Below are 12,478 nucleotides of genomic sequence, written 5' to 3' on the forward strand. Positions count from 1 at the left end.
TTTCTGGCTGATGATCGCGCTGACGCTGTCGGTCGCGCTCACCGGGAGCGTATGATGGCTCAACGCTATGGCGGAAAATACTCGCCCCAAGGCCCGGCCAGCGGGCCCGACCTGCACGATCCCCGCAGCGTGCCGCCCCATCGTCGTCCCGATGCAAGACACCCCGAAGAAGGCCGTCCGTTCTGGATCGTGGCCGCCGCCCTGCCCTTCCTGCTGGGCGCCTTCGGCGAAGGCCCCTTCGCACTGGCCCGCGCGCTTGGCGCCTTCGCGCTGATCGCAGGCGCCGCCTGGACGATCCGCGAGGGGCTGCGGGCCGAATTCGCCTATGTGGCGCGCAGCTCGGCCAAGCGCCCGGCCTTTCCGCGGAAAATTCTTGGCTCCGTCGCCTATGGTCTGGGTCTCGCACTGGGTGCGCAGGCCCCCGAACTGGGCGTGATCGGCGCGGCCGGGATCGGGGCGATCGGCACGGTGGTCTCGCTCGTGGCTTTCGGTCTCGACCCGCTGAAAGACAAGGGGATGGAGGGCGTCGACGAGTTTCAGCAAGAGCGCGTGGCCCGCGTGGTCAAGGAAGGCGAGGCCTATCTGACCGAGATGCGCAAGGCGATCACCCCCTCGGGTGAGCGCGTGCTGATCACCCGGGTCGAGCAATTCGCCACCACCGCGCGCGATCTGTTCCGCGCGGTCGAGGAAGATCCCGGCGATCTGGCGCAGGCGCGGCGCTACATGACCGTTTATCTGGAGGGCGCGCGCGACGCGACGATCAAGTTCGCCGATCTGTGGCGCAACACGCGCGATCAAAAGGCACGCAACGATTACGCGGCGCTGCTCGATGATCTGGAGGCGAATTTCACCGCCCGCACCCGCAAGATGCTTGAAGATGGCCGCGAGGGGCTGGAGATCGAGATCGACGTGCTTCGCGACCGGCTGGCGCGCGAAGGGGTCGTGCCGACGACCCGCGAGAATTGACGAAGCGTGAGTTGAAGAGTGACACCGGGAACTGCCCCGACAGGCGCAAGGAGGCCCTGAGATGACCGAGACGACCCGCCAAAAGGCAACCGAGCTGATGACCGAAGTGGAAGGTGTCAGCGGTTCGCTGCTGCCCGAGCCGGGCCCGGCAGAGGCGGTGACGCCGCTCGATCAGGCCCCGCCCGAGACCGCAGAGGAAATCCGCAAGCGCATGGCCGAGCTGGACATGGGCGACTCGAATTCCATCGTGCAGTTCGGCTCGCGCGCGCAGGTCGATCTGCAATCGATCAGCCAGGAGATGCTCTCGGGCGTCAAGAACAAGGATGTCGGTCCCGCCGGAGACAGCCTGCGCCAGATCGTCACCACAATCCGCGGCTTCTCGGTCTCGGAACTCGACGTGCGCCGCAAGCGGAGCTGGTGGGAAAAGCTGCTGGGCCGGGCCGCGCCTTTCGGCAACTTCATCGCCCGGTTCGAAGAGGTACAGGGCCAGATCGACCGCGTCACCGACGAGTTGCTGAGCCACGAGCACAAGCTGCTCAAGGACATCAAATCGCTCGATATGCTCTACGACAAGACGCTGCATTTCTATGACGAGCTCGCCCTCTATATCGCCGCGGGCGAGGAAAAGCTCGCCCAGCTCGACCGGGAGGAAATCCCTGCGAAAGAGGCGGCGATGGAAGCCGCGTCCGAGGATCAGAAAGTGCTCAAGGCGCAGGAAATCCGCGATCTGCGCGCCGCCCGCGACGATCTGGAGCGCCGGGTGCATGATCTGAAACTGACCCGTCAGGTGACGATGCAGTCGCTGCCCTCGATCCGGCTGGTGCAGGAAAACGACAAGAGCCTTGTGACCAAGATCAACTCGACGCTGGTGAACACCGTGCCGCTGTGGGAAACCCAGCTGGCGCAGGCGGTCACGATCCAGCGCTCGCGCGAGGCGGCGGGCGCTGTGCGCGAGGCCAATGACCTGACCAACGAGCTTCTGAAATCGAATGCCAAGAATCTGCGCGAAGCCAATGCCGAGATCCGCACCGAGATGGAGCGCGGCGTCTTCGATATCGAGGCGGTGAAGGCGGCAAATGCCGATCTGGTCGCCACGATCGAGGACTCCTTGCGTATCGCGGATGAGGGCAAGCGCAAGCGCGCCGCGGCAGAGCATGATCTGGTGGAGATGGAAGACAAGCTGCGCGACACCCTGTCGGCGGCGAAATCCTCCGCACAGGCTGGCGGGGCTGCGGGATGACACGGATGCGTGCGGCCTTTCCGGTTCTTGCAGGGCTGGCGGCGCTGGCCCTTTCGGCCTGCGCGCCGGGCTTGGGCGGCTCGCCGCTCGCACCGGACAAGACCGCGCGCCCGCCCAGCGCACCGGCCGATCTCGATCGCTCGAACGCCACCAAGCAAAGCGCGCTCTCGCGGGAGATGTCGGCCTATTTCGCCAAGACCGCCGCCGAGATGGAAGCGCGCGGCCAGTTGCGCACCGATGTCGCGCCGCGCGATGCGCCGTTCAACCAGCGGCAACTGGTGCAGGACTTCATCCATATCGCGCTTTACGACGAATACGCGGCGCAGGGCGGCGGGTTCGTCGCGCGTCAGACGCCCTCGCGCCTGCGGCGCTGGGACAAGCCGGTGCGGATGGATATCGACTTCGGCGCCTCGATCCCCAAGGCCGACCGCGCCTCGGATATCGCCGAAGTGCGCGCCTATGCGGGCAAGCTCGCGCGCGCCTCGCGCCATCCGGTCAGCGTGGTGAACCGGGGCGGCAATTTCCACGTCCTGTTCCTAAATGAGGACGAGCGCCGGGCGATTGGCCCGCGCCTGCGCCAATTGGTGCCGGGGATCGATGACAGCTCAGTCGAGGCGATCACCAACCTGCCGCTCTCGACTTATTGCGTGGTCTTCGCCTTCTCGCAGGGCGACAGTCCGATCTATACCGACGCCGTCGCGGTCATCCGGGGCGAACACCCACCGGAACTGCGCACGAGCTGTATCCATGAGGAACTGGCCCAGGGGCTTGGCCTCGCCAATGACTATCCGCGCGCGCGACCCTCGATCTTCAACGATGACGAGGAATTCTCGCTGCTGACCAAGCATGACGAGTTGCTGCTGCAGATGCTTTACGACCCGCGCCTGACGCCCGGCATGACCGAACGCGAGGCCCGCCCGATCGTCACCACCATCGCCTCCGAATTGCTGGGCGGCGCAAGCTGAGAACCAAGAAGGAACCGCATCCATGGGCATTCTCGATTTCCTCTCCGGCGAATTCATCGACGTCATCGGCTGGACCGACGACACCCGCGACACGATGGTCTGGCGGTTCGAGCGCGAGGGTCACGCGATCAAATACGGCGCGAAGCTGACCGTGCGCGAAGGTCAGGCCGCCGTCTTCGTCCATGAGGGGCAGCTGGCCGATATCTTCGGGCCCGGGCTCTACATGCTCGAGACCAACAACCTGCCGATCCTGACGACGCTTCAGCATTGGGATCACGGCTTCAAATCGCCCTTCCAGTCCGAGATCTATTTCGTCAACACCACCCGGTTCAACGACCTGAAATGGGGCACGAAGAACCCGGTCATGGCGCGCGATCCCGAATTCGGCCCGGTGCGCATCCGCGCTTTCGGCACTTATTCGATGCGCGTCACCGATCCGGGCAAGTTCTTGACCGAGATCGTCGGCACCGATGGCGAGTTCACCTCTGACGAGATCAGCTACCAGCTGCGCAACGTGATCGTGCAGGAGTTCTCGCGCGCCATTGCCAGCTCGGGCATCCCGATCTTGGACATGGCCGCGAACACCGCCGACATGGGCAAGCTGATCACCAAGGCGATCGCGCCCACCATCGCGAATTACGGGCTGGAGCTGCCCGAGTTCTACATCGAGAACGTCTCGCTGCCCGAAGCGGTCGAGGCGGTTCTCGACAAGCGCACCTCGATGGGGATCGTGGGCGATCTGAACAAATACATGCAATACAATGCCGCCGAGGCGATGGGCCAGCCGGGCTCGGGCGCCTCCGCCGGAATGGGCGCCGCGATGGGCGCGGGCATGGGTGCCGGGATGGGCATGGCGATGGGCCAGCAGATGGGGCCCTGGGGGCAGATGGGCCAGCAACCCGCCGCCGCCGCACCGCCGCCCCCTCCCCCGCCGCCGGTCGAGAAGGTTTGGCATCTCGCGGTCAACGGCCAGACGCAGGGGCCCTTCGGGCGCGGGCATCTGGGGCGTATGGTGTCGGAAGGCTCGCTCACCCGCGACAGCCTCGTCTGGACGCCGGGTCAGAACGGCTGGATGCGCGCCGAGGACGTGACCGAACTGGCGCAGCTATTCACCATCGCGCCGCCGCCGCCCCCGCCTGCAGCACCTCCTGCGAGCTGATCAGATGCTGGGTTTCCCGAAAGTGGGGCGGAGCGCGGCTGCCGCCCCTGCCGACCCACGCGGCGAGAGCCACTATCACTGCGAAAGCTGCGGCGCCGATCTGCGCTTCGCGCCGGGCCAGACGCGGCTCGTCTGCGATCATTGCGGCCATGTGCAGGACATCCCCTCCGCCACCGGGCGCGGAGAGGCGCGCTTGCGCGAATTGCCGCTCGACGATGCGCTGACCCGCGAATTGCCCGCGCAGGAGATGGAGGAGCACCGCACCGTCTCCTGCCCCAATTGCGGTGCCTCGATCGAGTTGCAAAACGGCGAGCACGCGACCGAATGCCCATTCTGCGCGACGCCCGTGGTGGTCGATACCGGCACGACGCGGCTGATCAAGCCGCAAGGGGTGCTGCCCTTCCAGCTGACCGAGGACCAAGCGCGCGCGGCGCTCTCGAAATGGCTCGGTTCGCTGTGGTTCGCGCCCAACGGGCTGTCGCAATATGCCCGCAAGGGCCGGCGCATGACCGGCATCTACGCGCCCTTCTGGACCTTCGACGCCGCAACCCGCACGCGCTATTCCGGCCAGCGCGGCGACGCCTATTACGTCACGCGCACGGTGCAGACCGACAAAGGCCCCCGCACCGAGCAGGTCCGGAGCATCCGCTGGACGCCGGTCTCGGGTCAGGTGGCGCGCGATTTCGACGATGTGGTGATCTATGCCGCGCGCTCGCTGCCGCCCGATTACGTGCAGGCGCTGCGCCCGTGGGACCTCACGGCGCTGGAGCCCTATCGGCGCGACTATCTCGCGGGCTTCACCGCCGAGGGCTACACGGTGCAACTGCAGGAGGGTCATCACGCCGCGCAAGCCGAGATGATCCGCGTCATCCAGACCGACATCCGCCGCGATATTGGCGGCGACGAGCAGCGTATCGGCGCGATGGACCCGCAGTTCTCGGCCGAGACCTTCAAGCACATCCTGCTGCCGATCTGGACCGCCGCCTACAAGTTCCGTGGCCGCTCCTACCGCTTCGTCGTGAACGCCCAGACGGGCCGCGTGCGCGGGGATCGTCCGTGGTCGGCATGGAAGATCGCGCTGGCGGTGCTCGCTGCGGTGATCGTCGGGGGAACGCTCTTCTACCTGAAGAGCCGCTGAGCGAGTCAGCCTTTCGCGAGATCGTCCATCCCGAAGGCGATGCCCTGCGGGGCGAGCCATTCTGCGAAGCGCGCGATCTTCTCGTCGAGCGAACAGGTATTGGTTTGCCGCGCCATCTCGATGTCATAGGCGGCACGAAGGTCCATCTGGCGTTCGGGGCTCAGCTCTTTCCAGCGCGTCATGTCGTCTCCTTGCAAAGCCGAAGTGGGTTCCCGATATATCTTGCAACCCAATGTAAAGGAGGGGTGACATGACCCAATCCTCCAAGACCTATCGTGTAACCTGCCTCGATTGCGGGCAGGCCAACCGCGTCCCCGCCGAGAAGCTGGGCGCGAATCCGAAATGCGGCACCTGCGGCGGCTGGCTCGTCTCGCACAAGGTGACCGAGGTCGACTTCAAGACGCTCGCCAAGGCCGAGAAGGACGACCTGCCGCTGCTGGTCGATTTCTGGGCCCCGTGGTGCGGCCCGTGCAAGGCGATGGCGCCGCAGTTCAATATGGCCGCCGAGAAGCTGACACCGCATGTGCGGTTGGCGAAGATCAACACGCAGGTGAACCCCACCGCGACCCAGCGCTACCGGATTCAGGGCATCCCCGCCTTCATCCTGTTCGCCAAGGGCCGCGAGGTCGCCCGCGCCGCAGGGGCGCGCCCGGCAGGCGATCTGGTCAATTTCGTGAAGTCGAAAATCTCGGTGCCCGCATAACGCGGATCGGCAGAAAATTTCGCGCGCGGCGCGGGCGGGCCGCTTGACAACGCCCGCGCCTTGCGCGAAACACCACGCCACGGTTCGGGGCCTTAGCTCAGCTGGGAGAGCGCGTCGTTCGCAATGACGAGGTCAGGGGTTCGATCCCCCTAGGCTCCACCAAACCGCTTCAAAAAGCGCCCGATCTTCGGGCGCTTTTTGCGTTTCCAAACAATCTCAAATGCTTAGCGTGTAGCAATCCGCAATCCGCCCCGCGTTGTGGATGAACTATCCCCAGATTTCGTGGGGGCCACCCGGCTTATCCACCAGAAATTGCTTTACACAATAGCAACCTGCCTACACGATATCTTGTAGGGACAGGCGGCTGCTACCGCCGTTCCTTGTAAAGCCGACAAGCCCTAGGGGAGCTGCACCCCGGGCATCTAAAAAGGCAGGGGGATACGAGCATGGCACTGAGCGAAGACTATCTGTACGCCGAAGAACTCCACCCGATCGACATCGTCGAGACGCTGGCCGAAGCCCATGAATGGGAATTCGACCGGGTCACCGATGACCAGATCGCAATGGCGGTCGAGGGTCAGTGGCGGACCTACTCGATCACCCTCGCCTGGTCGCCGATGGACGAAACCCTGCGGCTGATCTGCACTTTCGAGATGGACCCGCCGCCGGCCCGCGAAGGCGCGCTTTACGAGCTTCTCAACCGCATCAACGACCGGGTCTGGACCGGCGCCTTCACCTTCTGGCCCGATCAGCGGCTGATGGTCTGGCGGCACGGGCTCGTGCTCTCGGGCGGGCAACTGCCCGGGCCGGAGCAGATCGACCGTCTGATCGGCGCGGCTGTCGTGTCCTCCGAGCGGTTCTACCCGGCCTTCCAACTGGCGACCTGGGGCGAGCGCGATCCCGAAGACGCGATGCAGGTGGCCATTGCGGAGGCCTACGGGCGCGCCTAATCTCCCCCCGAACCAAAAGGGGGAAGCATGAGCTTTGACAAGATTTCCGACCGCGGCCTCGTCATTCTGGGCTGCGGACGCATGGGCGGCGCGATCCTTCAGGGGCTGTTGAAGGGCGGCCTGCCCGCAACCTCGGTCTGGGTGGTCGATCCGAATCCGTCCGACTGGCTGAAAGAGTCCGGCGTGAACCTCAACGCCGATCTGCCCGAGAATCCGGCTGTCGTTCTGGTCGCGGTGAAGCCGCAGATGATGGCCGACGCGCTGCCGCAACTCTCGGCCATGGCCGAGGGCGACACGCTGTTCGTGACCGTCGCCGCCGGGATCACCATCGAGGGCTACGAGAAGATGCTGGGCAAGCAGGCCCGGCTGGTGCGCGCGATGCCCAACACGCCTGCCGCGATCGGCCGGGGCGTGACCGCGATCGTCGGCAATCCGAACGCGACGAGCGACGATCTGGACACGGCGGATGCGCTGATGACCGGCGTGGGTCAGGTCGTGCGGCTCGACGATGAGGAACAGATGAACGCCGTGATCGGCGTCTCCGGCTCGGGCCCGGCATACGTCTTCCACCTGATCGAGGTGATGGCGGCGGCGGGCGAGGCCGAGGGGCTGGACCCCGATCTGGCGCTGCGGCTCGCGAAGGCGACCGTCGGCGGCGCGGGACAATTGGCCGAGGATAGCGACGAGACGCCTTCGAAACTTCGCGAGAACGTGACCTCGCCCGGCGGGACGACGGCAGCGGCGCTGGAGGTTCTGATGGACCCCGAGACCGGCATGCCGCCCCTGATGCGCAGAGCGGTCGCCGCGAATATCGCGCGCAACCGGGAGCTGGGGAAATGACCATCTCCTTCGACGACTTCATGAAGGTCGACATCCGCTGCGGCCGGATCACCGAGGCCGAGCCCTTCCCCGAGGCGCGCAAGCCCGCGATCAAGCTCTGGGTCGATTACGGCCCGGAGATCGGCGTGAAGAAAAGTTCCGCCCAGATCACGGTGCATTACGCGCCCGAGGAGCTGGTCGGCAAGCTGGTCTTCGGCGTGGTCAACTTTCCGCCGCGCCAGATCGGGCCGTTCATGTCCGAGGCGCTGGTCTTGGGCGTGCCCGATGAGGCAGGCGAGGTCGTGCTGCTGACGCCCGACAAGGACGTGCCGATCGGCGGGAGGATGTTCTGATGAAGCTCCTCGTGACCCGCAAGCTGACCGACGAGGTCGAGGCCCGCGTGGCGAAGGAATTCGACGTGACCTTCCGCAACGGGGCCGCGCCGATGACCGAGGACGAGGCGCGGCAGGCGCTGGCCGAATACGATGCGCTTCTTGTGACCTTGGGCGACAAGGTGACGGCAGCGGCCTTCGAGGGTAGCCCCCGCGCGAGGATCGTGGCCAACTTCGGGGTGGGCTATAACCATATTGACGTGGCCGCCGCCGAGGCGAAGGGCATTACGGTGACCAACACGCCGGGCGCGGTGACCGATGCGACCGCCGATATCGCGATGATGCTGATCCTGATGAGCGCAAGACGGGCCTCGGCGGGCGAGCGGTTCGTGCGGCGCGGCGACTGGACTGGATGGACGCCGACGCAATTCCTCGGCCAGCACGTCTCGGGCAAGAAGGTCGGCATCATCGGTCTGGGCCGGATCGGCACAGCGATTGCGAAACGCTGCCACTTCGGCTTCGGCATGGAGGTCGCCTACACCAAGCGCACCCCCGTCGATCCGGGCTTCCCCGCGACGCATCTGAGCCAGGACGAGCTGCTCGCGACTTCCGATTTCGTGGTGATCGCGGTGCCCGCCAGTCCCGCCACGCATCACCTGATCGGCGCGGCGGAGATTGCGAAGATGCAGCCGCATGCGCATCTCATCAACATCGCGCGCGGCGATATCGTCGACGAGGCAGCACTGGTGGCCGCAATGCAGGGCAATGCGATCGCAGGCGCGGGTCTCGACGTCTATGAGCGCGAGCCTTATGTGCCGGAAGCCCTGCGCGCGCTGGATAACGTCACGTTGCTTCCGCATCTCGGCACCGCCGCTCTTGAGGTGCGCGACGACATGGGCCACATGGCGGTCGACAATCTCATCGCCTTTCGTGACGGCAACACGCCGCCCAATCGCGTGTCGTCTTGACCTTTCACCTCCTTGGCGGGAGGCTCTGCCAAGGAGGATCCGATGCATCAAGCCGTCATTACCGGGACCGGGGTCTATACGCCGGAACACGTCATCACGAATGCCGAACTCGTCGAGGCGTTCAACGCCTATGCCGACCTGTTCAACGCCGAGAACGCGGAGTCCATCACCGCGGGCGAGATCGAGGCCAAGCCGCATAGCTCGGTCGAGTTCATCGAGAAAGCCTCCGGGATCGAGCAGCGCTACGTGATGGACAAGGAAGGCGTGCTGGACCCCACGCGCATGTATCCGCGCTTGCGCCAGCGCTCGGATGACGAGCCGGGCATCATGGCCGAGATCGCGCTCGATGCCTGCAACAAGGCGCTGGCGCAGGCCGGGCGGAAGGGCGAAGACATTGACCTCGTGATCTGCGCGGCCTCGAATATGGAGCGCGCCTACCCCGCCGTCGCCATCGAGATCCAGAAGCTACTCGGCGCGGGCGGGTTCGCGTTCGATATGAACGTCGCCTGCTCCTCGGCCACGTTCGGCATTCAGGCCGCCGCCGACATGATCCGCACCGGCTCCGTGCGCCGCGCGCTGGTCGTGAACCCAGAGATCACCTCAGGCCACCTCGAATGGCGCGACCGCGACTGCCACTTCATCTTTGGCGATGTGGCGACCGCGACGCTGATCGAACGGCGCGAGGATGCGCCGCATGGCTTCCTGATCCGCTCCACCCGTTGCGCGACGGAGTTTTCCAACAACATCCGCAACAATAACGGCTTCTTGCGCCGCACCCGGCCCGATGGCGTGGCCGACCGCCGCGACATGCAGTTCATGCAGGAGGGTAGGAAGGTCTTCAAGGAAGTGATGCCGATGGTGGCGCAACACATCCTCGCCCATCTCTCCGACGCGGAGGTGAAACCCGAGGAACTGCACCGTCTCTGGCTGCATCAGGCCAACAAGACGATGAACGACTTCGTGGGCAAGAAGGTCTTGGGCCGCGACCCCGAGCCGGGCGAGCAGCCCAACATCCTGCAGGACTACGCCAACACGTCCTCCGCCGGGTCGATCATCGCGTTTTCGAAATATTCCGACGATTTCAAACCGGGCGAGATCGGGCTGATCTGTTCCTTCGGGGCGGGCTACTCGGTGGGCTCGGTCGTTCTCGAGAAGATCTGAGGCTTACGCCTCGCCCATCGCTTTGCGCCAGTGGCGGCGGCAGAGGCTGACATAGGTCTCATTGCCGCCGATCTGCACCTGATCGCCATCGCGTAGCGCCTGTCCGTCCGGGCCCATCCGCACCACCATCGTGGCCTTCTTGCCGCAATGGCAGATCGTGCGGACTTCGCGCATCTCGTCGGCCAGCGCCAGCAGTGCCGCCGAGCCGGGGAACAGCTTGCCCTGAAAATCCACCCGCAGCCCGTAGCACATCACCGGCACGCGCAGGTCATCGACCGCGCGGGCGATCTGCCAGACCTGCGTCTCGGTCAGGAACTGCGCCTCGTCCACGAAGATGCAGGCGCAGGGGCCCTCGGCCAGCCGCGCCTCGATCAGCGCGAACATGTCCGTCTCTTCGGTGAAACAGGCCGCCTCCGCACCGATGCCGATCCGGCTCGCAATGCGCCCGTCGCCCGCGCGATTGTCGAGCCGCGCGGTCACGAGGAAGGTCTCCATCCCGCGTTCGATATAGTTGTGGGAGGCTTGCAAGAGGATCGTGCTCTTGCCCGCGTTCATTGTGGAATAATGGAAGTACAGCTTGGCCATGGCCTGCAATAGCCCGCGATTTTCAGGGGAGCAAGACTGCCCACGCGACGCTCAGGGACGGTCGGCGCTGTCCATCCAGATCGTGACCGGCCCGTCATTCAGAAGCGCAACTTTCATATCCGCACCGAACTCCCCGGTCTGGACCGGCGGGCCCAGAGATTCGAGGTGCCGGGCGAAATGCTGATACAGCCGACCGCCGTCTTCGGGCGGGGCTGCCGCAGAGAAACCGGGGCGGTTGCCGCGCGACGTGTCGGCCGCCAGCGTGAACTGGCTGACCACCAGACAGGCGCCGCCGATATCGCCCACCGCGCGGTTCATCTTGCCCGCCTCATCCTTGAAGATGCGCAGCTTCGAGACCCGCTCGGCCAATTTCTCGGCGACTTTCTCGTCATCGCCCTGCATCGCGCAGCACAGGATCAGGAGGCCCGGCCCGATCTCGGAGATGCGCTTGCCGTCGACGGTGACCGAGGCCTCGGAGACCCGCTGGATGAGCGCCCTCATGCCAGTTCGTCCGACCAGGGCGGGTTGGCCCCTGCCCGGCTGACGACCACCGCAGCGGCAGCCACGCCCAGTTTCAGGCAGTCCGAGATCAGCCCTTCCTCGGCGCGCGCGAGCGCGCCTTTGTCGAGCGCCTCGGCACGGTCCAGCGCAGCCAGCACGCCCGCGTTGAACGTATCGCCCGCGCCGACCGTGTCGATGACCTCGACCTTGCGCGCGGGCACGAAGACCTCGCAGTGCTTCGAGAAACCATGCGCGCCGGTCGCACCTTCGGTCACGAAGACCAGCTTCGGCCCTTTCGCCAGCAGCCCGCGCGCGAGATCGGCGATGGTGCCCGGCCCTTCGATCCAGCGCAGATCCTCATCCGATACCTTCACGATATCGGCGACAGTGAACATCCGTTCCAGCCGCGCGCGATAGGCCGCCTCGTCGCGGATGAACCCGGGGCGGATATTCGGGTCGATCATCGTCACGCGATTCTCGGCCTCGCGCAGCATCAGCGCCTCATAGGCCGCGCCGCAAGGCTCGACCGGCAGCGAGATGCCACCGAAGAACATCGCCTTCACCTCTGCCGGGATCTCGGGCATGTCCTCGATCCTCAGCATCCGGCCAGCCGTGTTCTCGTCGTAGAAGGCGTAGCTCGCGTGGCCGTCGGTCAACGTCACGAAGGCGAGCGTCGTCGGCCGGTCCGAACGCACTGCAAGCCCCGCATCGACGCCACTATCGGACAGCGAGTGGATCAGCATCTTGCCGAACAGGTCCTCCGACAGGCCCGACAGGAACCCCGAGCGCGCACCGAGCCGCCCCAGCGCAATCGCGGTGTTGAACACCGCGCCGCCCGGATAGGGCGCAAAGGCCGCCTCGCCTTGCGCGCTTTCGCGCGGGAGCATGTCGATCAGGGCTTCGCCACAACTCAGGATCATCGGGGGCCTCCTCATTCCGATACCGCTAACACCTGCTACACGCGAAGCGGTGTCCGGGCAATCCCCGCAGG

The 12,478-nt window shown here is 65.6% G+C and carries 15 protein-coding genes and 1 tRNA gene; 12 read left to right on the plus strand and 4 right to left on the minus strand.

From position 1 onward, the window contains the following. Positions 1-54: 54 nt before the first annotated feature. The 5 genes from F8R15_RS01050 (at position 55) to F8R15_RS01070 (ending at position 5,468) form a co-directional block, all read left to right on the plus strand. A complete protein-coding gene (locus F8R15_RS01050) occupies positions 55-966 on the plus strand; it encodes a 5-bromo-4-chloroindolyl phosphate hydrolysis family protein (protein WP_152842978.1) in 912 nt (303 codons plus the stop codon). Between the two features lie 61 nt (positions 967-1,027). After that, positions 1,028-2,206, plus strand: a complete 1,179-nt coding sequence (locus F8R15_RS01055) for a toxic anion resistance protein (RefSeq protein WP_078519690.1) — start codon at positions 1,028-1,030, stop codon at positions 2,204-2,206. Next, positions 2,203-3,171 carry a DUF2927 domain-containing protein gene (locus F8R15_RS01060; protein WP_078539751.1) on the plus strand — a complete coding sequence of 323 codons (969 nt, stop codon included), beginning with the start codon at positions 2,203-2,205 and terminating at the stop codon, positions 3,169-3,171. The genes F8R15_RS01055 and F8R15_RS01060 overlap by 4 nt, the downstream gene beginning before the upstream one ends. Before the next feature lie 22 nt (positions 3,172-3,193). Next, entirely contained in the window at positions 3,194-4,330 is a 1,137-nt protein-coding gene (locus tag F8R15_RS01065; RefSeq protein WP_078599486.1) for an SPFH domain-containing protein, read from the plus strand. Positions 4,331-4,334: 4 nt separating this feature from the next. Next, positions 4,335-5,468 carry a zinc ribbon domain-containing protein gene (locus F8R15_RS01070; RefSeq protein ID WP_253732309.1) on the plus strand — a complete coding sequence of 378 codons (1,134 nt, stop codon included), beginning with the start codon at positions 4,335-4,337 and terminating at the stop codon, positions 5,466-5,468. A 5-nt stretch (positions 5,469-5,473) separates the two neighbouring features. Here F8R15_RS01070 and F8R15_RS21355 read toward each other — a convergent pair whose 3' ends face one another. Then, positions 5,474-5,650, minus strand: coding sequence for a hypothetical protein (locus F8R15_RS21355; protein ID WP_158522074.1), 177 nt, complete (start codon positions 5,648-5,650; stop codon positions 5,474-5,476). 68 nt (positions 5,651-5,718) lie between these two features. Between F8R15_RS21355 and F8R15_RS01075 the strand changes: the two genes are divergently transcribed. The 7 genes from F8R15_RS01075 to F8R15_RS01105 all read left to right on the plus strand — a co-directional run bounded on the left by F8R15_RS01075 (position 5,719) and on the right by F8R15_RS01105 (position 10,401). Further along, positions 5,719-6,171 carry a thioredoxin domain-containing protein gene (locus tag F8R15_RS01075; protein WP_078569482.1) on the plus strand — a complete coding sequence of 151 codons (453 nt, stop codon included), beginning with the start codon at positions 5,719-5,721 and terminating at the stop codon, positions 6,169-6,171. Between the two features lie 86 nt (positions 6,172-6,257). After that, positions 6,258-6,333: transfer RNA gene (locus tag F8R15_RS01080), tRNA-Ala, on the plus strand. A 284-nt stretch (positions 6,334-6,617) separates the two neighbouring features. After that, positions 6,618-7,121, plus strand: coding sequence for a YbjN domain-containing protein (locus tag F8R15_RS01085; protein ID WP_078519694.1), 504 nt, complete (start codon positions 6,618-6,620; stop codon positions 7,119-7,121). A gap of 27 nt (positions 7,122-7,148) precedes the next feature. Continuing rightward, complete coding sequence (gene proC, locus F8R15_RS01090) at positions 7,149-7,961, plus strand: pyrroline-5-carboxylate reductase (RefSeq protein ID WP_152842980.1); 813 nt, start codon at positions 7,149-7,151, stop codon at positions 7,959-7,961. Further along, positions 7,958-8,293, plus strand: a complete 336-nt coding sequence (locus F8R15_RS01095) for a tRNA-binding protein (RefSeq protein ID WP_078519696.1) — start codon at positions 7,958-7,960, stop codon at positions 8,291-8,293. The genes proC and F8R15_RS01095 overlap by 4 nt, the downstream gene beginning before the upstream one ends. Then, a complete protein-coding gene (locus F8R15_RS01100; RefSeq protein ID WP_152842982.1) occupies positions 8,293-9,240 on the plus strand; it encodes a D-glycerate dehydrogenase in 948 nt (315 codons plus the stop codon). Before F8R15_RS01095 ends, F8R15_RS01100 begins: the two co-directional genes overlap by 1 nt. Before the next feature lie 42 nt (positions 9,241-9,282). Further along, a complete protein-coding gene (locus tag F8R15_RS01105; RefSeq protein WP_152842984.1) occupies positions 9,283-10,401 on the plus strand; it encodes a beta-ketoacyl-ACP synthase III in 1,119 nt (372 codons plus the stop codon). A 3-nt stretch (positions 10,402-10,404) separates the two neighbouring features. On the opposite strand, the gene F8R15_RS01110 is transcribed toward F8R15_RS01105, so the two are convergent. The 3 genes from F8R15_RS01110 to F8R15_RS01120 are packed head-to-tail and all read right to left on the minus strand — an operon-like array spanning position 10,405 to position 12,407. After that, complete coding sequence (locus F8R15_RS01110; RefSeq protein WP_152842986.1) at positions 10,405-10,986, minus strand: thymidine kinase; 582 nt, start codon at positions 10,984-10,986, stop codon at positions 10,405-10,407. 51 nt (positions 10,987-11,037) lie between these two features. After that, the gene (dtd, locus tag F8R15_RS01115; RefSeq protein ID WP_152842988.1) at positions 11,038-11,487 is read right to left on the minus strand and encodes a D-aminoacyl-tRNA deacylase; all 450 of its coding nucleotides are present in this window, start codon (positions 11,485-11,487) and stop codon (positions 11,038-11,040) included. After that, entirely contained in the window at positions 11,484-12,407 is a 924-nt protein-coding gene (locus tag F8R15_RS01120; RefSeq protein WP_152842990.1) for a carbohydrate kinase, read from the minus strand. Before F8R15_RS01120 ends, dtd begins: the two co-directional genes overlap by 4 nt. Positions 12,408-12,478: the final 71 nt, after the last annotated feature.

Origin of the sequence: Thioclava sp. JE_KL1 (assembly GCF_009296265.1) — a bacterium.
Lineage (GTDB): Bacteria > Pseudomonadota > Alphaproteobacteria > Rhodobacterales > Rhodobacteraceae > Thioclava.

Coding starts and splice junctions, on each gene's coding strand:
- F8R15_RS01050 (WP_152842978.1), top strand. CDS start 55: ATGGCTCAACGCTATGGCGGAAAATACTCGCCCCAAGGCCCGGCCAGC.
- F8R15_RS01055 (WP_078519690.1), top strand. CDS start 1,028: ATGACCGAGACGACCCGCCAAAAGGCAACCGAGCTGATGACCGAAGTG.
- F8R15_RS01060 (WP_078539751.1), top strand. CDS start 2,203: ATGACACGGATGCGTGCGGCCTTTCCGGTTCTTGCAGGGCTGGCGGCG.
- F8R15_RS01065 (WP_078599486.1), top strand. CDS start 3,194: ATGGGCATTCTCGATTTCCTCTCCGGCGAATTCATCGACGTCATCGGC.
- F8R15_RS01070 (WP_253732309.1), top strand. CDS start 4,335: ATGCTGGGTTTCCCGAAAGTGGGGCGGAGCGCGGCTGCCGCCCCTGCC.
- F8R15_RS21355 (WP_158522074.1), bottom strand. CDS start 5,650: ATGACGCGCTGGAAAGAGCTGAGCCCCGAACGCCAGATGGACCTTCGT.
- F8R15_RS01075 (WP_078569482.1), top strand. CDS start 5,719: ATGACCCAATCCTCCAAGACCTATCGTGTAACCTGCCTCGATTGCGGG.
- F8R15_RS01085 (WP_078519694.1), top strand. CDS start 6,618: ATGGCACTGAGCGAAGACTATCTGTACGCCGAAGAACTCCACCCGATC.
- proC (WP_152842980.1), top strand. CDS start 7,149: ATGAGCTTTGACAAGATTTCCGACCGCGGCCTCGTCATTCTGGGCTGC.
- F8R15_RS01095 (WP_078519696.1), top strand. CDS start 7,958: ATGACCATCTCCTTCGACGACTTCATGAAGGTCGACATCCGCTGCGGC.
- F8R15_RS01100 (WP_152842982.1), top strand. CDS start 8,293: ATGAAGCTCCTCGTGACCCGCAAGCTGACCGACGAGGTCGAGGCCCGC.
- F8R15_RS01105 (WP_152842984.1), top strand. CDS start 9,283: ATGCATCAAGCCGTCATTACCGGGACCGGGGTCTATACGCCGGAACAC.
- F8R15_RS01110 (WP_152842986.1), bottom strand. CDS start 10,986: ATGGCCAAGCTGTACTTCCATTATTCCACAATGAACGCGGGCAAGAGC.
- dtd (WP_152842988.1), bottom strand. CDS start 11,487: ATGAGGGCGCTCATCCAGCGGGTCTCCGAGGCCTCGGTCACCGTCGAC.
- F8R15_RS01120 (WP_152842990.1), bottom strand. CDS start 12,407: ATGATCCTGAGTTGTGGCGAAGCCCTGATCGACATGCTCCCGCGCGAA.